The sequence below is a fragment of the Bacteroides sp. 3_1_13 genome (assembly GCF_001185845.1).
In the GTDB taxonomy this organism is placed as follows: domain Bacteria; phylum Bacteroidota; class Bacteroidia; order Bacteroidales; family Bacteroidaceae; genus Bacteroides; species Bacteroides xylanisolvens.
The window spans coordinates 2,304,511-2,327,016 of sequence record NZ_KQ236955.1; the positions used below are offsets into that span (position 1 = coordinate 2,304,511).

Annotated in this window: 12 protein-coding genes; 10 read left to right on the forward strand and 2 right to left on the reverse strand. The window is 42.6% G+C overall.

What is annotated here, in order from left to right; translation table 11 throughout:
* Positions 1-4: 4 nt before the first annotated feature.
* The 3 genes from HMPREF9009_RS08315 (at position 5) to meaB (ending at position 8,145) form a co-directional block, all read left to right on the forward strand.
* Positions 5-5,749, forward strand: coding sequence for an alpha-2-macroglobulin family protein (locus HMPREF9009_RS08315; protein WP_049701885.1), 5,745 nt, complete (start codon positions 5-7; stop codon positions 5,747-5,749).
* Positions 5,750-5,974: 225 nt separating this feature from the next.
* Entirely contained in the window at positions 5,975-7,042 is a 1,068-nt protein-coding gene (locus tag HMPREF9009_RS08320; RefSeq protein WP_004301426.1) for a DUF1573 domain-containing protein, read from the forward strand.
* An 11-nt stretch (positions 7,043-7,053) separates the two neighbouring features.
* A complete protein-coding gene (gene meaB, locus HMPREF9009_RS08325) occupies positions 7,054-8,145 on the forward strand; it encodes a methylmalonyl Co-A mutase-associated GTPase MeaB (protein WP_004320987.1) in 1,092 nt (363 codons plus the stop codon).
* Here meaB and HMPREF9009_RS08330 read toward each other — a convergent pair.
* Complete coding sequence (locus HMPREF9009_RS08330; protein ID WP_049701886.1) at positions 8,124-9,056, reverse strand: DMT family transporter; 933 nt, start codon at positions 9,054-9,056, stop codon at positions 8,124-8,126. The two genes, meaB and HMPREF9009_RS08330, sit on opposite strands and share 22 nt — an antisense overlap.
* 122 nt (positions 9,057-9,178) lie before the next feature.
* On the opposite strand from HMPREF9009_RS08330, the gene HMPREF9009_RS08335 reads away from it, so the two are divergent.
* Genes HMPREF9009_RS08335 through HMPREF9009_RS08350 form a run of 4 tightly spaced genes read left to right on the forward strand, consistent with a single transcriptional unit; the run spans position 9,179 to position 13,402 of the window.
* A complete protein-coding gene (locus tag HMPREF9009_RS08335; protein WP_032843051.1) occupies positions 9,179-10,042 on the forward strand; it encodes an AAA family ATPase in 864 nt (287 codons plus the stop codon).
* A gap of 22 nt (positions 10,043-10,064) precedes the next feature.
* The gene (locus HMPREF9009_RS08340; protein WP_049701887.1) at positions 10,065-11,093 is read left to right on the forward strand and encodes a DUF4435 domain-containing protein; all 1,029 of its coding nucleotides are present in this window, start codon (positions 10,065-10,067) and stop codon (positions 11,091-11,093) included.
* A gap of 37 nt (positions 11,094-11,130) precedes the next feature.
* Positions 11,131-12,471: a mechanosensitive ion channel family protein gene (locus HMPREF9009_RS08345; protein ID WP_151921895.1), complete on the forward strand. Its 1,341-nt coding sequence runs from the start codon at positions 11,131-11,133 to the stop codon at positions 12,469-12,471.
* Positions 12,472-12,505: 34 nt separating this feature from the next.
* Positions 12,506-13,402 (forward strand): AraC family transcriptional regulator, encoded by an 897-nt coding sequence (locus HMPREF9009_RS08350; RefSeq protein ID WP_004315639.1) that lies wholly within the window; start codon positions 12,506-12,508, stop codon positions 13,400-13,402.
* A gap of 26 nt (positions 13,403-13,428) precedes the next feature.
* On the opposite strand, the gene HMPREF9009_RS08355 is transcribed toward HMPREF9009_RS08350, so the two are convergent.
* Positions 13,429-14,994 (reverse strand): ATP-binding protein, encoded by a 1,566-nt coding sequence (locus HMPREF9009_RS08355; RefSeq protein ID WP_049701888.1) that lies wholly within the window; start codon positions 14,992-14,994, stop codon positions 13,429-13,431.
* Positions 14,995-15,450: 456 nt separating this feature from the next.
* On the opposite strand from HMPREF9009_RS08355, the gene HMPREF9009_RS08360 reads away from it, so the two are divergent.
* The 3 genes from HMPREF9009_RS08360 to HMPREF9009_RS08370 all read left to right on the forward strand — a co-directional run bounded on the left by HMPREF9009_RS08360 (position 15,451) and on the right by HMPREF9009_RS08370 (position 22,419).
* On the forward strand, positions 15,451-18,165 hold the full coding sequence (locus HMPREF9009_RS08360; protein WP_049701889.1) for a TonB-dependent receptor: 2,715 nt from the start codon (positions 15,451-15,453) through the stop codon (positions 18,163-18,165).
* Between the two features lie 43 nt (positions 18,166-18,208).
* Complete coding sequence (locus tag HMPREF9009_RS08365) at positions 18,209-19,417, forward strand: hypothetical protein (RefSeq protein WP_049701890.1); 1,209 nt, start codon at positions 18,209-18,211, stop codon at positions 19,415-19,417.
* Between the two features lie 191 nt (positions 19,418-19,608).
* Positions 19,609-22,419 carry a sensor histidine kinase gene (locus HMPREF9009_RS08370; RefSeq protein ID WP_049701891.1) on the forward strand — a complete coding sequence of 937 codons (2,811 nt, stop codon included), beginning with the start codon at positions 19,609-19,611 and terminating at the stop codon, positions 22,417-22,419.
* The last annotated feature ends 87 nt before the right edge of the window (positions 22,420-22,506 follow it).

Sequence of the window (22,506 nt, forward strand, 5' to 3'; positions counted from 1 at the left end):
GATTATGAAAGTAAAGCAGATTTGTATGATGGTGCTACTATGGTTGGGAGTGATTCCGGCGGTGCAGGCACAGACTTTCGACAAATTATGGAAAGAAGTGGAGCAAGCAGAGAAAAAGAGCTTGCCTAAGACAGTGATAAAACTGACTGATGAGATTTATCAGAAAGGGGAAAAAGAGAAAAACTCTCCGCAGATGCTCAAAGCATACGCGTGGCGGATGAAATACCGGGAAATGTTGAATCCGGATAGTCTTTATGCCGGTCTGAAAGGACTGGAACAGTGGGTGAAACAAACCGACCAACCAATGGATCGTGCTATTTTGCATTCTCTGATAGCCGGAATTTATGCAAATTATGCTGCCAACAACCAGTGGCAACTTCGCCAACGGACGGAAATCGTAGGCCAAACGCCTTCTGCGGATATACGCGAGTGGACCGCCAATATGTTTGTAGAAAAAGTGCGGACAAATGTGAAAGAAGCCTTGGCTGACTCTGTGTTACTGCTCAAAACTTCTTCACGCGACTATATCCCTTTCGTAGAACTGGGGAAAACGAGTGAATATTATCACCATGACCTCTATCATCTATTGGCTTCCCGTGGAATTGATGCTCTGTTGCAAGTGGAAAAACTAGGTAGCGGGTATACTGAAACGAACGCCGTAAATCCGGTGAAACAGGATATAATAGCTATTTACGGAAATATGCTTTCTGCTTATAAAGCAGCCGGATTGAAAGAAGGTTATGTGTTGACCGCACTTAACTATTTGGAATGGAGACGGGGAGCGGAACGGTATATCCGACCTCTTCAAGCAAAGGGAGAGGCTTTGGTATTGACGGATGACACTTACCTGAAAGCATTGAATACATTGAAAAGTAAATATGCTTCGGAACCGATATGTGCTGAAGTGTACCTGGCACAAGCCCGTTATGCTATTGAAAAGCAACAGCAGGTTAATGCATTGCAGCTTTGCGATGAGGCGATTCGTCTTTATCCGGGGTATGACAGAATCAATGCTCTGAAAAATCTTCGGGAAGAGATATTGGCTCCTTATTTGAATGTCTATGCAGCAGATCAGGCTTTCCCGAACGAAGAGATAGAACTAAGAGCCTCACATAAGAATCTGGATGGCTTCACCGTCCGGATTTATCAGGCGAAGAAACTGATAAAAGAACAACATTACTCTGTAATTCGTCCGGAAGATTACCGGACACAGGACACGGTGTTTACGTTCAAAGCTCCTGAACTTGGAGCTTACGTAATGCGTATCATACCGGATATTCGTGCGAAGAGAGACAGTGAAAGCAAGTTTGATGTAACACGTTTCAAGGTGTTGACTTGTCGTCTGCCGGAAAAACAATATCAAGTGGTGACGTTGGACGGACAGACGGGACATCCTATTTCGAATGCGAAAGTTACGATGTATAGTAACGATGAAAAAGTATTGCAGGAATTTACGACGGACAAAGATGGTAAGGTGGTATTTCCCTGGAAATCTGAATACCGCTATTTGAAAGCTTCCAAGGGTATGGATACAGCGATGCCGAAGCAAGGTATCTATGCAGGAAGTTACGGATATTACGGTGACGAAGATAAAGTGGCGGAAAATATGACTTTATTGACTGACCGTTCTTTGTATCGTCCCGGACAAACGGTGTATGTGAAAGGGATTGCCTATTCTCAAAAATCAGATACGGCGGATGTGCTTCCGAACAAGGAATATATGGTTACTTTATTGGATGCAAATAATCAGGAAGTAGGGCAGAAGTCGGTACGCACCAATGAGTTCGGCTCGTTTGCCACTGATTTCGCGTTGCCTTCAGCTTGCCTGAACGGAATGTTCTCGTTGAAGGCAGGAAGAGGCCGTACAAGTATCCGCGTGGAAGATTATAAACGTCCGACATTTGACATCACTTTTGAAAAGCAACAGGGAAGTTACAAGTTGGGAGATGAAGTGCAGGTGAAAGGCAAGATAGCATCTTATAGCGGTGTATTGCTTCAGGATCTTCCGGTAAAATATAAGGTGATGCGTTCTACATACAGCCTTTGGCGCTTTGCGGAATCGGTACAGATTGCTTCCGGTGAAGTGACGGCCAATGAGAACGGAGAATTTACGATACCGGTCCGCCTGCAGGAAAGTGACTCTTATAAGAATGATGATAAAGTATATTATCGCTATTCCATTGAAGCTACTGTTACCAATGTGGCGGGTGAAACACAATCTTCTACGGATGTCATTTCGGCCGGAAATCGTTCGTTGGTTTTGCAGGTGGAATTGCATGATAAGACTTGTAAGGATAAACCATTCGACACGATGTTTAACGTGCAAAACCTGAATGGACAACCTGTGGAAGTGAAAGGAAATTATTACTTGTATCCTGCCAAAGACGAGGATTTCAAACAACTGGAAGAGAAACCGATTGCAACGGGAACTTTTACTTCTAACGAAGAAATAACGCTCGACTGGAAGAATCTGCCGTCGGGACCATATATGTTGAAAGCATCGGTGAAAGATAATCAGGGCAAGGAAGTGACTACTGATACTAACACGATTCTTTTCTCCATTGAGGACAAACGTCCGCCTGTTGAAACGACGGTTTGGTTCTATGGAGAAAATATGGAATTTGATGCGACTCATCCGGCTGTATTCTGCTTCGGTACGTCGAAAAAGGATACTTATGTGATGATGAATGTATTCTCCGGTGATAAACTGCTGGAAAGTAAGACGTTGAACTTGTCTGATACGATTGTTCGCTTCGAATATCCATATCAGGAGAGTTATGGTGACGGTGTGTTTGTGAATTTCTGTATGGTAAGAGATGGACAGGTTTATCAGGAACATGCCCGGCTGACCAGACGTGTGCCGGATAAGACATTGACTATGAAGTGGGAAGTGTTCCGCGATAAGTTGCGTCCCGGACAGAAGGAAGAATGGAAACTGACGATTAAAACGCCACAAGGACAAGCCGCTAATGCGGAGATGCTGGCAACGATGTATGATGCTTCACTGGATAAGATATGGAACCGTCAGCAGAATTTCCAAATCTTCTATAATCAGATTGTTCCGTATTCTAATTGGATGAGCGGATATTCCGGCAATAATTCATTTAATTACTGGTGGAATACGAAAAGCCTTACAGTGCCGGGATTGGCGTATGATTATTTCGTGATGTCTTCTGGTGTAGGAAATGTATATGCATTGTCGGAGTCTTTGGCTGATGGAGTGGTGGTTAGAGGTCTGGCGGTTCAGAGAAAGGTGTCGATGACAGGAAGTGTTACAAGTCGGAGCAATGCGGCGGAAGTGAAATATGTACCGGCTTTAGTCTCCGAAGCTTCTGAAGATGTGGAATTTGAGTCTGGATGGGGCCAAACGGGAGCACTTGGTAAACTTGATGAAACGTCCGGAAGTGAAATGCTCTCCGAAGCTCCTGCCGACCTGCGTACGAATCTTGCAGAAACGGCCTTCTTCTATCCGCAACTTCGTACCAATGAACAGGGAGAAATCTCGTTCTCTTTCACGATGCCCGAAAGTCTGACGCGTTGGAACTTCCGTGGATATTCTCATACGAAAGGGATGCTGATGGGAACATTGGATGGTGAAGCTACCACGAGTAAGGAATTTATGCTGACTCCTAATCTTCCCCGCTTTGTACGTGTGGGAGATAAGACTTCTCTTACAGCTTCTATCTCTAATATGACTGGTAAGCCGCAAGCCGGAACAGTAACTCTGATTCTTTTCGATCCGATGACGGAGAAAGTAATCAGTACACAAAAACAGAAATTCAGCCTTGTTGCCGGAAAGACGATTGGCGTGAGCTTCCAGTTTACCGTCAGTGATAAATACGAAATATTGGGATGCCGGATGATAGCCGACAGCGGTACTTTCAGCGATGGAGAACAACAGTTGCTTCCGGTGCTTAGCAATAAAGAGCATTTGGTAGAGACACTTCCAATGCCTGTACGTGGAGAAGAAACCCGTACTTTCTCACTCGACCGCCTGTTCAACCAACAAAGTAAAACGGCAACCGACCGTAAACTGACTGTCGAGTTTACAGGAAATCCGGCCTGGTATGCTATTCAGGCATTGCCTTCTTTGAGTCTTCCTACAAGCAATAATGCGATCTCCTGGGCTACGGCATATTATGCAAATACCTTGGCTTCGTTCATTATGAACAGTCAGCCGAAGATCAAAGCAGTGTTTGAAAGTTGGAAATTGCAGGGAGGTACGAAAGAAACCTTCTTGAGCAATCTGCAAAAGAATCAGGAAGTGAAGAACATCATTCTGTCCGAATCTCCCTGGGTGCTCGAAGCGCAAACGGAAGAGCAACAGAAAGAACGTATCGCCACTTTGTTTGACTTGAACAATATCCGTAGCAATAATATAGCGGCTTTGACCCGATTGCAGGAGTTGCAGAACGCAAGTGGTGCATGGTCTTGGTATAAAGGAATGACCGGCAGCCGATATGTCACTGCCTATATCGCCGAACTGAATGCCCGTCTGGCTATGTTGACAGGTGAGAAATTAACAGGTACAGCTCTCTCCTTACAACAAAATGCTTTCACTTACCTTCATCAATCAGCTTTAGACGAATATAAGGAAATCTTGAAAGCACAGAAAGAAGGAGTGAAATTTACCGGTGTTTCGGGCAGTATTCTGCAATATTTGTATCTCATCGCTATTTCCGGAGAGCAGGTGCCTGCTGCCAATAAAGCTGCTTATACCTATTATCTTTCTAAGGTAGGAGAATTACTTTCTTCTTCTTCGATGGATACGAAAGCGATTGCCGCTATTGTACTTGATAAAGCCGGACGCAAGAAAGAGGCACAGGAGTTTGTCGCTTCTCTGAAAGAATTCTTGACCAAGACGGATGAACAGGGGATGTTCTTTGCTTTCAACGAGAATCCGTATACATGGGGCGGAATGCAGATGCAGGCTCACGTAGATGTGATGGAAGCATTGGAGGCGATAGGCGGTAGCAGCGATACCGTGGAAGAAATGAAACTTTGGCTGTTGAAGCAAAAACAAACACAACAATGGAACTCTCCGGTAACTACTGCCGACGCGGTATTTGCGTTGCTGATGAAAGGTATTAACCTACTCGACAATCAGGGAGATGTACGGATTGTGATTGCTAATGAAGTGCTGGAAACGGTTGCTCCAAGTAAAACGACTGTTCCCGGATTGGGATATATCAAACGTTCTTTCACACAGAAGAGTGTGGTGGATGCCCGCAAGATTGAAGTGGAAAAGAGAAATCCGGGTATTGCCTGGGGAGCTGTGTATGCAGAATTTGAATCCCCCATCAGTGATGTGAAACAACAGCGTGGTGAGTTGAATGTAGAGAAACAATTGTATGTGGAACGTATGGTAAATAATGTCCCTCAATTGCAGCCTATAACAGCGAAAACTGTTCTTCAGGTAGGTGATAAAGTCGTTTCCCGTTTGAGCATCCGTGTAGACCGTCCGATGGACTTTGTGCAGTTGAAAGATCAGCGGGGAGCTTGCTTCGAACCGATCGGCAGCATTTCCGGTTATCGTTGGAACAACGGACTGGGCTATTACGTAGACATCAAAGATGCATCGACCAATTTCTTCTTCGATCATTTAGGAAAAGGAGTCTATGTATTGGAATATAGTTACCGTGTCAGCCGTGCAGGAACTTACGAAACAGGTCTGGCAACCATGCAATGTGCATACGCACCTGAATATGCTTCACATTCTGCTTCGATGACGGTAGCTGTTAAAGAGTAACGCAGGACATTTGTAAGAGAAATATTCAGGCACGCATTATGCCGATTTTACGGTTCATTAGATAAACTGAAACCGTAAAATAGGCGTAATCCGTGCCTGAATCTATTTGATACCTCTTGATGGAGAGAATTATCCTCTTTCGTCAATCTGTGTTAATCTGTGTAATCTGTGGTGAAAAACTCATCTAAAACCCCTACATTTGTGCACCAAAATAAAAAATATCGCATGAAACGTAGTTTACTATCTATATTATCTTTACTTACTGTCGCTTTGGCAGCCGTTGCCCAACCTCGTATCTCTTCAAATAAAGAGACACATAACTTCGGACAAATTGAGTGGAAACGTCCGGTGACAGTGGAATATACCATCACTAACACGGGAAACCAGCCATTGGTACTGACCAACGTCACAACCTCTTGTGCCTGTGCCGTGGCCGACTGGACCAAAGAACCGATTGCCCCGGGAGGAAAAGGAGTAGTAAAAGCTTCTTTTGACGCAAAAGCGTTAGGACATTTTGAGAAGTCGATAGGAATATATAGTAATGCCAGTCCGAGCTTGGTCTATCTGAAGTTTACCGGTGAAGTAGTGCAGGAAATAAAAGATTATACAAAGCTACTTCCTTATACAATTGGAAATATTCGTTTAGATCGTGATGAGTTTGCTTTCCCCGATGTCTATCGCGGACAGCAGCCTTCATTGACCTTTGATATCGCCAATCTTTCTGATCGTCCTTACGAACCGGTATTGATGCATCTGCCTCCTTATTTGAAAATGGAAGCGGAACCCAAAGTCTTGTTGAAAGGCAAGAAAGGAACTATCAAACTGACGCTGGATGCGAGCCAGCTAAAAGATTACGGATTGACACAGACTTCTGTCTACCTTTCCCGTTTCTCCGGTGATAAGGTGAGCGAAGATAATGAAATACCGGTTTCGGCCATTCTTCTTCCCGACTTCTCTCGTATGACGGAAAAAGATTCTTTGAACGCTCCTGCCATGCACATTTCGGAAACGGATATTGATCTTAGTATCCCGTTGATAAAGAAGAATAAGGTAAGCCATGATATATTGATAGCCAATTCCGGAAAGACTCCGTTAGTCATCAGTAAGTTGCAGGTATTCAATTCGTCGGTAGGAGTGAGCCTGAAGAAGACGGTCCTTCCTCCGGATGGAATGACGAAGCTCAAAGTAACTATTCGTAAGCGTGACGTAGGTAATAAGAAGCATCATTTACGTATCCTGATGATAACAAATGATCCGTTACGCCCGAAAGTTGAAATCAATATCAAACGCTAAATCCTATGATTATGGAACATCCTGAAAATAGTGAAGAATATAAGGGGCTTGTTGTCAATAAAGGCATTGAGCAACCCTCATCTGTGAATCCCTACTTAAAGCGGAAACCTAAGAAACGCCAACTTTCAGTAGCAGAGTTTGTAGAAGGTATCGTAAAAGGTGATGTCACCATATTGAGTCAGGCTGTGACATTGGTGGAAAGCGTAAAGCCTGAACATCAGGCTGTCTCACAGGAAATCATAGAGAAGTGTCTGCCATTTTCCGGTAATTCGATCCGGATTGGTATCAGCGGCGTTCCCGGTGCGGGAAAGAGTACATCCATAGATGTATTCGGTCTGCACGTGCTCGAAAAGGGAGGCAAACTGGCGGTATTGGCCATCGACCCTAGTAGTGAGCGTAGTAAAGGCAGTATCTTAGGAGATAAAACCCGTATGGAGCAGCTTTCCGTACATCCTAAATCGTTCATCCGCCCTAGTCCGTCAGCTGGTTCTTTGGGAGGAGTGGCACGCAAAACACGTGAGACGATTATTCTTTGTGAAGCTGCCGGATTCGATAAGATTTTTGTGGAGACCGTAGGAGTGGGACAGAGCGAAACGGCTGTTCACTCGATGGTTGATTTCTTCCTGTTGATTCAGTTGTCCGGTACGGGCGATGAACTGCAAGGGATTAAGCGTGGTATTATGGAGATGGCGGATGGTATCGTTATCAATAAGGCCGATGGAGATAATCTGGAACGTGCCAAGTTGGCTGCCACTCAATTCCGTAATGCATTACATCTGTTTCCTGCGCCTGAATCCGGATGGATTCCCAAAGTATTGACTTACTCCGGTTTTTATAACCTGGGAGTGAAGGAGGTCTGGGATATGATTTACGAATACATTGACTTCGTGAAAGAAAACGGCTATTTTGAATATCGCCGCAACGAACAAAGTAAATACTGGATGTATGAAAGCATCAATGAACAACTTCGTGACAGCTTTTATCATAATCCGAAGATTGAAGCGATGCTCTTAGAAAAAGAACAGCAGGTATTGAAAGGCAACCTGACTTCGTTTATAGCTGCAAGAAGTCTGCTCGATACTTATTTTGAGGATTTGAAATGAGGCTTTTCTGCTTTTTCAAGATCAGCTCTCGATTTACTTTGAGTCACAATATATACTCCCAGGAATACAAGTGCGATAGCGATCCCTTTCTCCCAGCCGAAACTTCCGATACCCATCGCGATTGCTGCAATCGTAGCCACGATCGGTTGCATATAATTGTACATACTGACTACCGTAGGACGGAGCAGCCTCTGGGCAGTCATAATGCAGAGATACGCGAGGAAACTACCTCCTAATACGACATAAAGTACCTGTAGAATGGCGACAGTGGAAACAGAAGTCCATTGAATCGTAGAAATATCATAATAGGAGAACGGAATGTAACACATTGAAGCATATATGAACATCCATTTATTAATCGTTACTGCCGAATATCGTTGAGACAATCCTTTGAATACAGTCAGGTATATGGAGAAACTGATTTGTGCAACGAGACAAAGCAAGTCACCAATCAGGCTTCCATTTCCGTTGCTTCCTGCCTGGCTACTCATAATGAGAATGAGCGCTCCCATAGCACCTATAAAAATTCCCAGTACTTTTTTATTTGTCACCGGTTCTTTTAAATAGATAGCTGCTACAACCATTGTTACAATCGGTAGAGTGGTAGTTACGATAGAAGCATCAATAGGAGAAGTCATAGAAAGCCCGAAGATGAACACTCCTTGATTGAATACTAGCGCAAACAGTGAAGCAAAGAAGATTTTCAGCATATCCTGATGGTTCACATGTTCCTGTTTGCAAAATATAGAAAGGATCCAGAAAGCGGCTGCTGCCCCTACCATGCGGAATGTAGTAACAGAAATCGGGGAAAACTCTTGAAGAGCCGACTTACCGATGGGAGACATTAATCCCCACATAACGTTTGCTGTAAGCGCAAACAAATGACCATACAGGTTCTTACTTTTGTCCATGTTGATACTATTTATTTTACCATATCTCTGATATCATTAACAATCAAATAGAGAAAACGGTTGCAAAGGTAGTCTTTTATCGTATGATTTGTTTATATTTGCCTTGATTAAACTTGAATATTATGGAACAACAAGCCAATTATATCCGTCGTATCGAGATACACGGACTATGGGAACGCTTTAATATAGGATGGGATTTGCGTCCCGATGTGAACATCCTCTCCGGCATCAACGGAGTGGGGAAGACTACCATTCTGAACCGTTCGGTGGGATACCTCGAAGAACTTTCCGGTGAAATGAAAAGTGACGAGAAGAACGGTGTGCGTCTCTTTTTCGACAATCCCCAGGCAACCTATATTCCTTATGACGTCATCCGGAGCTACGACCGTCCCCTGATTATGGGTGACTTCACAGCCCGCATGGCCGACAAGAATGTAAAGTCTGAACTGGACTGGCAGCTTTATCTCTTGCAACGCCGTTACCTCGATTATCAGGTCAACATTGGTAATAAGATGATTGAAATGCTTTCCAGTATTGATGAAGAAGAGCGTCGTAAAGCAGCTACATTATCTGTAGCCAAACGTCGTTTTCAGGATATGATTGACGAACTATTTAGCTATACACGCAAAAAGATAGACAGGAAACGGAACGATATCGCTTTCTATCAGGATGGCGAACTATTATTCCCTTATAAACTGTCGTCCGGTGAAAAGCAAATGCTGGTTATCCTACTGACCGTACTCGTGCAGGACAACAGCCATTGTGTATTGTTTATGGATGAACCGGAAGCCTCCCTTCATATAGAATGGCAGCAGAAACTGATTGCTATGATACGTGAACTGAATCCGAATGTGCAGATTATCCTGACTACCCATTCGCCTGCCGTCATTATGGAAGGCTGGCTGGATGCCGTGACAGAAGTAAGCGATATATCTACCACCGTAGGGCACAAGCTCGACAAGGATTCTTCCAACTGTAATTTGTAATTCGTAACCTGTAATAGAACAAATGGCAACTTCACTACGAGATAATCTGACTTCTTCTTATTTCAATGCCGCCCATAAGCTTTATCCGAAGAAAGCCCGCCGACGTATCATCGCTTACGTAGAAAGCTATGACGACATCGCTTTCTGGCGCACATTGCTTGAAGAGTTTGAAGACGACGAACACTATTTCCAAGTGATGCTTCCTTCGGCCACCTCCCTGGCAAAAGGAAAAAAGATGGTACTCATGAACACGCTGAATACAGCCGAACTGGGGAGAAGTCTGATTGCCTGTGTGGACAGTGACTATGACTTCCTGTTGCAGGGAGCTACCAATACCTCCCGTAAAATCAACCGGAACAGGTATATTTTCCAAACTTATACCTATGCTATTGAAAACTATCATTGTTTTGCCGAAAGCCTTCACGAAGTATGTGTGCAGGCTACGTTGAATGACCGTTCCATTTTAGATTTCAACTTCTACCTGAAGAAGTACTCCGAAATTGTGTATCCGCTTTTCCTCTGGAACGTATGGTTCTATCGCCAACGGGATACTTATACTTTCCCCATGTACGATTTCCATACTTATACTTCTTTGCGCGAGATTAATCTCCGGCATCCGGAAAAGAGCTTGGAATCCCTTCAACAACGGGTTAATCAGAAGTTGGCAGAGTTGAAAAAGAAATTCCCCCATAACATCAATCAGGTGAATGGATTGCGGACTGAATTTAAAGAGCTGGGCTTGGTGCCGGAAACTACTTACTTGTATATGCAGGGACACCATGTGATGGATAATGTGGTAATGAAACTACTGATTCCAGTCTGCACCGTATTGCGTCGTGAACGGGAACAGGAAATCAAGCGGCTGGCCGAACACAATGAGCAATTCAGAAACGAACTGACTTGTTATCAGAACAGCCAGGTGAACGTAGAAATCATGCTCAAGAAGAATGTAGCCTACAAAAGACTCTTCCATTATGATTGGCTACGGCAGGATATCAGTGAATATTTGGAAGAAGGAAAGAATAAAGAAGAAAAGAAACAGAGATCATAAATAAAAGAAAAACTAAAAAAGAGAGAGACGATTGCTTATGAAAGAAGTAAAAGAAGTGGTTGATACAGTGAGTGTGGCATTGGCAAACGGGCAACCGGAAGAAGCAGGTAATGTAGTGATGCAAGAGGTGAATCATGCTTTGCTCTCGATGGGAGTGGATGAAGCTATGGCTGATAAGATTGATAACTTTATCATCTTATTGTTTATTATTGGAATAGCATTACTGGCCAATCTGATTTGCCGCAAGATTATTCTGCGTACCGTGGCTAAATTGGTGAGACAGACAAAAGCTACTTGGGATGATATTGTATTTAATGATAAAGTAATGGTGAACATCAGCAGGATGGTGGCGCCTATATTGATTTATATATCTATTCCTATTGCTTTTCCCGAACATGCAGACTCTGCTTTGCTTGATTTTCTTCGAAGACTTTGCATGATTTATATTCTTGCAGTCTTTCTTCGCTTCGCCAGTGCTTTGTTCACGGCTGTGTATCTGGTATATAGCGCGCGTGAACAATATAAAGACAAACCTTTGAAGGGGCTTTTGCAGACAGCGCAAGTCATTCTCTTCTTTATAGGAGCTATCATCATTATCAGTATTCTGATAAAGCAAAGTCCGGTAGTGTTGCTGACCGGATTGGGAGCTTCCGCTGCGGTTCTGATGTTGGTTTTCAAGGACAGTATCATGGGATTTGTCTCCGGTATCCAGCTTTCCGCCAATAATATGCTGAAGGTGGGCGATTGGATCACGATGCCGAAATACGGTGCGGACGGTACGGTGATAGAAGTAACATTGAATACCGTAAAAATACGTAACTTCGATAATACCATCACCACCATTCCTCCTTATCTATTGATTAGTGATTCTTTCCAAAACTGGCAGGGAATGCAGGAATCCGGCGGACGTCGTGTAAAACGTTCCATCAATATAGATATGACCAGTGTGCATTTCTGTACGCCGGAAATGTTGGCAAAATACCGGAAGATACAAATCTTGAAAGACTATGTGGATGAAACAGAAAAGGTAGTGGAAGAATATAATAAGGAACATCATATCGACAACTCTGTGTTAGTGAATGGACGCCGGCAAACAAACTTGGGAGTTTTCCGTGCCTATCTGACTAACTATCTGAAGAATCTGCCTACCGTCAACCAAGACCTGACCTGCATGGTACGTCAGCTTCAGCCTACCGAAACCGGTATCCCGTTGGAACTTTATTTCTTTTCTGCCAATAAAGCATGGGTTGCCTACGAAGGTATACAGGCAGATGTTTTCGATCATGTGCTTGCCATTATTCCCGAATTCGACTTGCGTGTCTTCCAAAACCCGTCGGGGGCAGACCTGCATCGGATAGGAGTAAAGATAGAAAACTAATCAAACGATAAAACGCTTATAAATTGCTATTACTATGACTACACCGTTATCCAACCAGATTATCCGTGAAATCACTCCTTTATCAGATAAGGATTGCTTTTACATTGCGGAGCGTTATAAAACGGAATTCACTTATCCTATACACAACCACTCCGAGTTTGAATTGAACTTCACTGAAAAGGCTGCCGGAGTAAGGCGGATTGTGGGAGACTCTTCCGAAGTGATAGGTGATTATGATTTGGTATTGATAACAGGAAAAGACTTGGAGCACGTCTGGGAACAGAACGACTGCCATTCGAAAGAGATACGGGAGATTACGATTCAGTTTTCTTCCGATCTTTTCTTCAAGAGCTTTATCAATAAGAATCAGTTCGACTCTATCCGCCGGATGCTGGATAAAGCACAAAAAGGGCTTTGTTTCCCGATGTCTGCCATACTCAAAATATATCCGTTGCTGGATACGCTTGCCTCCGAAAAACAGGGATTCTATGCGGTCATTAAGTTTATGACGATCCTGTATGAACTTTCTCTCTTTGAAGAAGAAGCGCGTACCTTGTCCAGTTCGTCTTTTGCCAAGATAGATATTCATTCGGACAGCCGGCGTGTGCAGAAAGTGCAGGAGTACATCAATACACATTATCAGGAAGAAATACGCCTGGGGCAGTTGGCCGATATGGTGGGGATGACGGATGTGTCATTCAGCCGCTTTTTCAAACTGCGTACAGGCAAGAATCTTTCTGATTATATCATTGATATTCGGCTGGGCTTTGCTTCCCGGTTGCTGGTAGATTCTACGATGTCTATCGCCGAGATTTGTTATGAGTGCGGTTTTAATAACCTTTCCAATTTCAACCGGATCTTCAAGAAGAAAAAGAGTTGTTCGCCTAAAGAGTTTCGTGAGAACTACCGGAAGAAAAAGAAATTGATTTAGCGCATTCTCTTTTATGAACTCGGTGATTAACTCCCGAGTTCTATCTTCCACTCACCAATCGTTCGTGTGGCACTGTCAAAGTTTACACCTACTTTAACTGTTTTCCTGTGATCCGCCTGATACGGAATAGCATACCCTTTGCTGTTAATCTGCGTTAATGCTTCTTCGGGTGTACCATCTACCTTAAATTCAAAAACATAGATGGTATCTTGAAGTTTCACAACCGCATCTGCTCTTCCAATGGCTGTATCCACTTCCACATCTATATACTGTCCCATCAGCCGGAAAAACAGATAAAAGATAGTTTGGTAATGTTTCTCTTCCTTGTTGTTCAGTTTATTCGGGATAGACGCAAAGAAAGATTTCAGTCTTTCCAGACATTCCTCTAAATGACCGATACGCAAGTCTTTAATAAAGGACACTACATAAAATGTATTCTCTCGTGCAGGCAGATGCACATAAGCGGGCATTAGCGATTCGATAAATCCTTTTCTTACTTCTTTGTTGGGATAAGCCAGTGTATACAGTTGGAAATCCGGATCATATCCCTTAATTGTGAGATAACCGCTTTGGTAGAGCACCGGAAGAGGATCGGTGATTCTATTGCTGGGCGCATCAAACTGTTCGGCGGTGGCGGTCGTGTTATCCAGTTCCCGGATATCAAAATCGCTTTCTTGCAGAATATCTATCAGGAAAGTGGGAGTACCGGTCGAAAACCAAAAATTGGCATACTTCTTCTGTGCGAATGCATTGAACAAACTGAATGGATTATAAATATCTTCACTGTTCTCACTGAAATGATAGCCGTCATATTGTTGTTTCAAATGTACACAGGCTTCCTCGTATGTTTCCTTGTTGGCTTGGGCCATTTGTTCAATATCAATTTGTAGCTGCGTGCGCAACTCTTGTTCGGTGATGCCACAGATAGCACTGTAATCATCCCTCATGCTGATATTCTGCAAGTTATTCAACTCGCTGAAGATACTCATTTGGCTGAATTTGCTGATACCTGTCAATAATAAGAAGCGAAGATACTGTCCCTGGGCTTTCAGTGGACTAAAGAAATCCCGCATGATATTACGTATTTCCTTTTGAACTTCATCATTATGATTGCTGTCCAGCATTGGTGAGTCATACTCATCTATTAATACCACCACCTGTTTACCCGTCTGTTTGTAAGCACGACGAATAATTCCTTCAAAACGTAAACTGAAAGTCGTTTCTCCTTCTTCCCGTTGATAAATTTTCTCCCATAAAAGCAATTGGCGGTTAATAACGGCTGACAGCATATCAGCGGTTATATATTTACTCACACTAAAATCAAAGTGTAGTACCGGGTAGACCGTCCAATCCTTTTCCAGAGTCTCCATAGCCAAGCCTTGAAACAGTTCTTTTTTTCCCAAGAAATAAGCTTCTAGTGTAGAAACCAGCAAACTTTTCCCAAAGCGTCGGGGACGACTTAGAAAATAGACTTTATTTGTATGAGTCAAACGATAAATCAATTCTGTTTTATCAACATAGACACAATCATTATTGCGTAAATCTTCAAAGTTCTGTATTCCTATCGGATATCTTCTGAAATTCTCTTCCATGACGCATATCTGTTTTTAGCGTGAAACATTCACAAAGATAATGATATTTAGTTTCAAGTCAATTATGCCTGTTCTTTTTTTAAGAAAGTCCAACGTTGGATATATACTTAGTGGGAAAGGAGCTATCGGTGTTTCTTTGCGTAATGCATTGAAAAGCGATGAAACATATCTTTGACGACAAGCGGGTGGAAATACACTATCAGCCAAAATTTTCACCTTCTCACAACTGTCAGCCGATTAATTTTATGCATAATGAGAGATAAAATAGTGAAGTTCCGGTCTTAAATTTGCTTATAAACAAGTTAAACTAATAGTGTAACTGATTGATAATACGTTTGTAACAGCTTGTCATCATCTTGCAATGACTCTTTCAATAGATTGTATTTATTTCGTCTTATAGTTGTAATGCTCACCCTCTATCTTTGCCGACGTAATTAAAACGTAGAGCAAAGTTAGATGAAAAAACTATTTCTTATCCGATTTTCAGTGGCGGCCTTCTTTTGCCTGTTGTGTGTACTTCCTGCATTGGCTGCCAATATCAAGATTAAAGGAGCTGTGAAAGACAAACTATCCAAGGAACCTTTGATAGGAGCTACGATACGTTTGCTCGGAACTCAAGCCGGAGCAGTGACCGATATGGAGGGTAATTTCGAATTGAACAGCATGGGCGTTCTGGAAGGTATGTATGATATTGAGATTAAATATGTAGGCTATAAAACCGAAGTGCGCCGTAAAGTGCGTGTGGAGAATGGAAAACTGGTAATACTGAATCTGGAGTTGGAAACCGATGCACAGGAACTTGCCGATGTGGTGGTTGTAGCTAAGAAGAATAGGGAAAATGAGAATATGCTGTTGCTCGAACAGCAAAAAGCAGTCATTGCCGTACAATCTGTTGGTGTCAGGGAGCTTTCCCGCAAGGGTGTTTCGGATGCAGAAGGTGCTGTGACGAAAGTTGCCGGAGTGTCTAAACAAGACGGAGTGAAAAATGTCTTTGTCCGTGGATTGGGTGACCGGTACAATGCAACTACTTTTAATGGATTTGCTCTTCCTTCCGAAGACCCGGAATATAAGAATATCTCTCTTGATTTCTTCGGTACGGACATTATTCAGTCGGTAGGTGTAAATAAAGCATTCAATGCGGGAGGCAGCAGCGATGTCGGAGGGGCAACTATTGATATCGTATCCAAAGAACTGATTGGTAGTGGTAGCCTGGGATTCGGCATTTCCGGTGGCTTGAATACACAAACGGTAGCAGCCGATTTTCTGAAACAGGATGGAGTGAACTTCATGGGCTTTGCCAATCGCACCGAACCTGCCGATGAAAACTCATGGAACTTCAGAAATAAGTTAGACCCTTCCGCGCAACATTTTCAAGTCAACCGGAGTTACAGTATTTCCGGAGGTAAACGATTCTATGTCGGAAAAGACAAAAATCCGCTTTCTTTCTTCCTGACTGCCGGACATACGACGGACTATCAGTATACGGATGAAATCATACGTAATACAACTACCAGCGGTACGGTATATAAAGATATGAATGGAAAGAAGTATGCGGAGAATATCAGTCAACTGGCACTTGCCAATGTGGATTTCGATATGCAGAACCGTCATCACATCAGTTATAATTTGATGATGATTCATGCCAATACCCAGTCGGTGGGCGATTACAACGGTAAGAACTCGATTTTTAGTGACGACTATGAAAACCTCGGATTCACCCGTCGCCAACAAACAAATGACAATATGCTGATCGTTAACCAATTGATGACTAACTGGGGATTAACCAAATCATTAAGTCTCGATGCAGGTGCTTCCTATAATATGGTGAAAGGCTATGAACCGGATCGTCGTATCAATAACCTGACTAAAGCGGAAGACGGCTATACGTTGCTAAGGGGCAACTCACAACAGCGCTATTTCTCAACTTTAGATGAAGACGACTTGAATGTAAAAGCAGGCTTGGTCTATCGTCTGAAAGATAATATAGAAGAGATTTCGAATGTCCGTTTCGGATATACAGGCCGATTCGTAGATGATAACTTCAAAGCTACGGAATATAACCTGACCGTAGGACATGTTTCTACCCTCCCTTCTTTGGATGACTTCTCGCTTGACGATTATTATAATCAGGAAAACTTTGCTTCCGACTGGTTCAAGATACAAAAGAACTTAGATGAATATATCGTGAAAAAGAATATCCATTCCGCTTATGCCGAGGCTACCTACCAGTTTACTCCCCGTTGGATTGTGAATCTGGGAATGAAATACGACAAGGTAGATATTGAAGTGGATTACAATGTGAATCGTGGAGGCTCTAAAGGAAACAATACCATCCAAAAAGATTATTTCCTGCCCAGCTTGAATCTCAAATACAATCTGAATGATAAAAACTCGCTTCGTCTGGGAGCTAGTAAAACATATACGCTTCCGCAGGCAAAGGAAATATCTCCTTACCGTTATGTCGGCGTGAACTTCAACAGTCAGGGTAACCCCAATCTGAAACCTTCGGATCATTATAACCTTGATCTGAAGTGGGACTTTAATCCCACTCCGACCGAGTTGGTTTCTTTCACAGCTTTCTATAAATTGATTAAGAATCCGATATCCCGCATCGAAGTGGCAAGCGCCGGAGGTTATCTTTCTTATGAGAATATAGCGGATAAGGCAACCGTGGCAGGAGTGGAAGTAGAAATACGTAAGAATCTGTTTGTCCGTCCGGTGAGTAATGCTGCGCACGGAATGAATAAACTCTCTTTGGGATTGAATGGCTCTTATATCTACACGAATGCAAAAATGCCTTTGGCAACGGTTACCACCGGCTCGCAACTGGAAGGAGCTGCACCGTGGATTGTCAATTTCGACCTCTCGCATAACTTCACGAAAGGAGAACGCAGTTTTGTCAATACATTGGTACTTAATTATGTGAGTGATAAGATATATACCATTGGTACACAGGGGTATCAGGATATGATGGAGCAGGGAGTACTGACACTGGATTTTGTGTCCCAAGCCAAACTGAACAAGCATCTTTCACTTAACCTGAAAGCCCGCAACTTGTTGAATCCCTCTTCTAAGTTAAGCCGCAAAGCGAACGAAAACGGGGAAAAGGTGATATTGAATGATTATAAGAAAGGAATAAATATAAGCCTGGGAGTGTCGTGTACATTCTAAACCGGGTGATGAAATAAGATTATTAACTAATAATGAAAGCAAAATGAAAAGATTGTTTGTGAACTTTATGACGTTTGCTGTTATGGCAACAGCACTTACATTGACTGCATGTAGCAGTGATAGTGACGGAGACGGTGATGGTAACGGAGATGGTGGAAACAACGGTGGGACCGGTAGCTCTATTGTTGTGGGCGAAAATATCCTGTCCGGCACGCTGACCGGAGAACAGACACTGGAAGCTAAGGAATATATTCTGAATGGAACGGTAGTCATTGAAAATGGAGGCCGTCTGAATATCCCTGCCGGAACAACGATTAAGGCTCGCGAAGGTTTCAGCAGTTATCTGCTGGTAGCACAAGGCGGTAAACTTTATGCTGACGGTACAGCTGATAAACCGATTGTTTTCACTGCCAATTCAACAACCCCTACATCCGGCTATTGGGGAGGAATTATTATCAATGGTAAAGCTCCGATTTCCGGTTCGAACGCCAATAAGAGTGATACAGGTCTGACGGAAATCGACAACAACTATAAATACGGTGGTAATGTCGATAATGACAATTCCGGTTCACTGACTTATGTGAAAATCTGCTATGCCGGTGCCCGCTCTACTGCCGATATCGAGCACAACGGATTGACACTGAACGGTGTTGGAAACGGTACCAAGATCGAGAATATCTACATTCTTGAGAGCGCGGATGATGCCATCGAATTCTTTGGCGGTACGGTGAATGTAACCAACCTGTTGGCTGTGAACCCGGATGATGATATGTTCGACTTCACTCAAGGATATTCCGGTAAATTGAAAAACTGCTATGGCGTTTGGGAAAGCGGTTATACCAGTACGGAAGCAGATCCGCGCGGCATTGAAGCAGATGGTAACTTGGATGGCATTTATCCGGATCATTTACGTCAGTCAGACTTTGCGGTTGAAAATATGACAATCGTAAATAATGCTGCCAATACAACGGATAATGCAGACCGTATGCAAGACGTGATTAAAATCCGTCGTGGAGCAAAAACTACGATCACCAATGCTCTTGTCAAAGGTTCCGGCGGTACAATCGATTTGATTGATATGAATGACAGTAAAGGGGCAGGAAGTGCGTCTTCCAGCATCAGTGTCACCCATACATTGAACTTTAAGAATAAGCTGAACGGTACATTGAATACATTTACCGAGCCGACTACGAATACTGGTGCAGATGCATCCCTGTTTACTTGGACTGGATATAATATTTCCTCATTATAATAAGATATAGGTTAGCGGAGTCCGTATTTTTCAATAGGAGGTATGGGAGAATTTGTAACAAACAGATTCTCCCATATTCTATTTATTTATTTTCGTAATCTTCTTTTAGCTTTTTTATTTGCTCCTTTATGGTATGAGTGATTACCTTTTTTGTATATTTGTCAACCTATTGTCTTACAATAATACAAAATATGCAGACAGACAACGAGCGATACAAAAAAATGGCTTCTCTTGCACAAATCGGGTGGTGGGAAGTAGATTTAACGGCAGGATATTATTTATGTTCCGATTATCTTTCTGATCTTTTGGGATTGGACGGCGACACCATCTCTACTTCGGATTTTCTGAACCTGATACGTGAAGATTATCGCAAGCAGATTGCCCAGGAGTTCCGGGCAAATTCTTCTATCCATAAGGACTTTTATGAACAAACTTTCCCTATTCATTCAAAATATGGCGAGGTCTGGTTGCATACCCGTCTGGCTTTTCGTGAGAAGGGTACAGGTGTTGATGGAGGTGATAAGTCCTTCGGAATAATCCAGCGCGTTGAGGCTCCCAAGGAAGAAGATCAAAGGGATGCATTGAGACGTGTGAATGACCTGCTCCACCGTCAGAATTTTGTATCGCAATCGTTGCTCCGTTTTCTCCGTGATGAAGAAGTCGATTCTTGTATAACAGATATTTTAAAGGAGATTCTGAATCTTTATAACAGAGAAGGGCGTGTTTATATTTTCGAATATGACGAAAGCCAGACCCATCATAGTTGTACTTATGAAGTAGTTTCCGAAGGGGTATCGGCAGAAAAAGAGGCTTTACAAGGTATACCTATCAGTCAATCGAGATGGTGGAGTGAACAGATATTGGCTGGTAAACCCATTATCTTGAATACACTGGAACAATTACCAGAAAAAGCAGTCGATGAATACCAGATACTTGCAGCTCAAGGTATTCGATCTTTGATGGTTACTCCTTTGATGGCGGGTGACTATGTTTGGGGATATATGGGTATTGATTTGGTGAAAAGTGACCATATCTGGAGTAATGAGGATTTCCAATGGTTCTCTTCATTGGGCAATATTATAAGCATCTGTATCGAGTTGCGCAAGGCTAAGGATAAGGTAATCCGTGAACAGACTTTCCTAAATAATCTGTTTCATTTTATGCCGATGGGATATATACGTATGTCCATTATCCGTGACGAGAATAATAAACCTTGTGATTATCGGGTGACGGATGCGAATGAGGTCAGTTCAACCTTCTTCGGGCTTCCTTTGGAGTCGTATATTGGTTCTTTGGCATCTGAAAAGCATCCTGACTATCTCCAAAAACTTAATTTTCTGGAAGAAATACTGGATAGTAATTCTTATAGGGAGAAAGATGAATATTTTCCAAGAACGGAACGGTATACGCATTGGGTTATTTATTCTCCCGGAAAAGATGAAATAGTCGGTTTGTTCCTCGATTCTACAGGATCGGTACAAGCTAACCGGGCATTGGACCGTAGCGAGAAGCTCTTTCAGAACATATTTGCTAATATTCCGGCAGGAGTAGAGATCTACGATAAGGATGGCTATTTGATAGACCTGAACAATAAGGATTTGGAGATATTCGGTGTAGTGAATAAGTCGGATGTGATCGGAGTTAACTTCTTTGATAATCCGAATGTGCCGCAGAACATACGTGATCGTGTGCGGAATGAAGATTTGGTAGATTTCAGGCTTAATTATTCTTTTGAACAGGCGGAAGGATATTATGAGACAAACCGTTCTAATGCGATAGAACTGTATTCGAAGGTTAGTAAATTGTATGATAATGAGGGCAACTTCAGCGGATATATATTAATAAGTATTGATAATACCGAACGGATTGATGCAATGAATCGTATCCGTGATTTTGAGAATTTCTTCCTGATGATATCCGATTATGCCAAAGTAGGTTATGCCAAGTTGAATCTCTTGAATTGCAAAGGATATGCTATAAAGCAGTGGTATAAGAATTTAGGTGAGGAGGAAGATGCGCTTTTGGATGAGGTTGTGGGTGTTTATACCCATATGCACCCTGAAGATCGTAAGCGTTTCCTTGATTTTTATGATGAAGTCAGAGACGGAAAAAGAAGGCATTTTCAGGGTGAGATGCGTATTCGTCGTCCCGGAACGAAGAATGAATGGAATTGGGTGAGTAGTAATGTGATGGTCACTAACTATAAACCGGAGGAAAATGAAATAGAAATCATCGGTATCAATTATGATATTACAGAATTGAAAGAAACTGAAGCCGAACTGATTCAGGCGCGTGATAAAGCGGAGATGATGGATCGTTTGAAAAGTGCTTTCCTTGCCAATATGAGTCATGAAATCCGTACGCCGCTGAATGCCATTGTCGGTTTCTCCGATTTGCTGGTGGAAACTGAAGAGTTGGAAGAACGTCAGGAATATATTAAGATTGTACGTGAGAATAATGAACTCTTGTTGCAACTAATTTCGGACATACTTGATTTATCAAAGATTGAGGCTGGTACGTTTGAATTTACTAATGGAGATGTAGATGTATATCTGCTGTGTGAAGATATTGTCCGCTCTATGCGCATGAAAGCGAAAGGAGAGGTGGAACTGGTACTTGATAATCACCTTCCGGTTTGTCATGTCATTAGTGACCGTAACCGTATACATCAGGTGATCTCTAATTTTGTTAATAATGCAATGAAGTTTACCTCTGAAGGAAGTATTCATGTGGGGTATAAACTAAAAGACGGAGAATTGGAGTTTTATGTCGAAGATACAGGCATCGGTATTGAGAAAGAGCAATTGCCACATATCTTTGAGCGTTTTGTGAAGCTTAATTCTTTTGTACACGGTACAGGATTGGGACTTTCTATCTGTCAGAGCATCGTTGAACAATTAGGTGGGCGGATTGGCGTTGATTCTGAAAAAGGAAAAGGATCAAGGTTTTGGTTTACTATTCCCGGAGTGATCGTGACGGAAGAGATGAACTGTGCCCGGTAGAGTGGTAATAAGGCAGGTGAATATCTTCCTTCCTCATTAATAAAAGCGGCTTTTATATAGAAGAAACGGTCTTGGTTTTGATGTCGA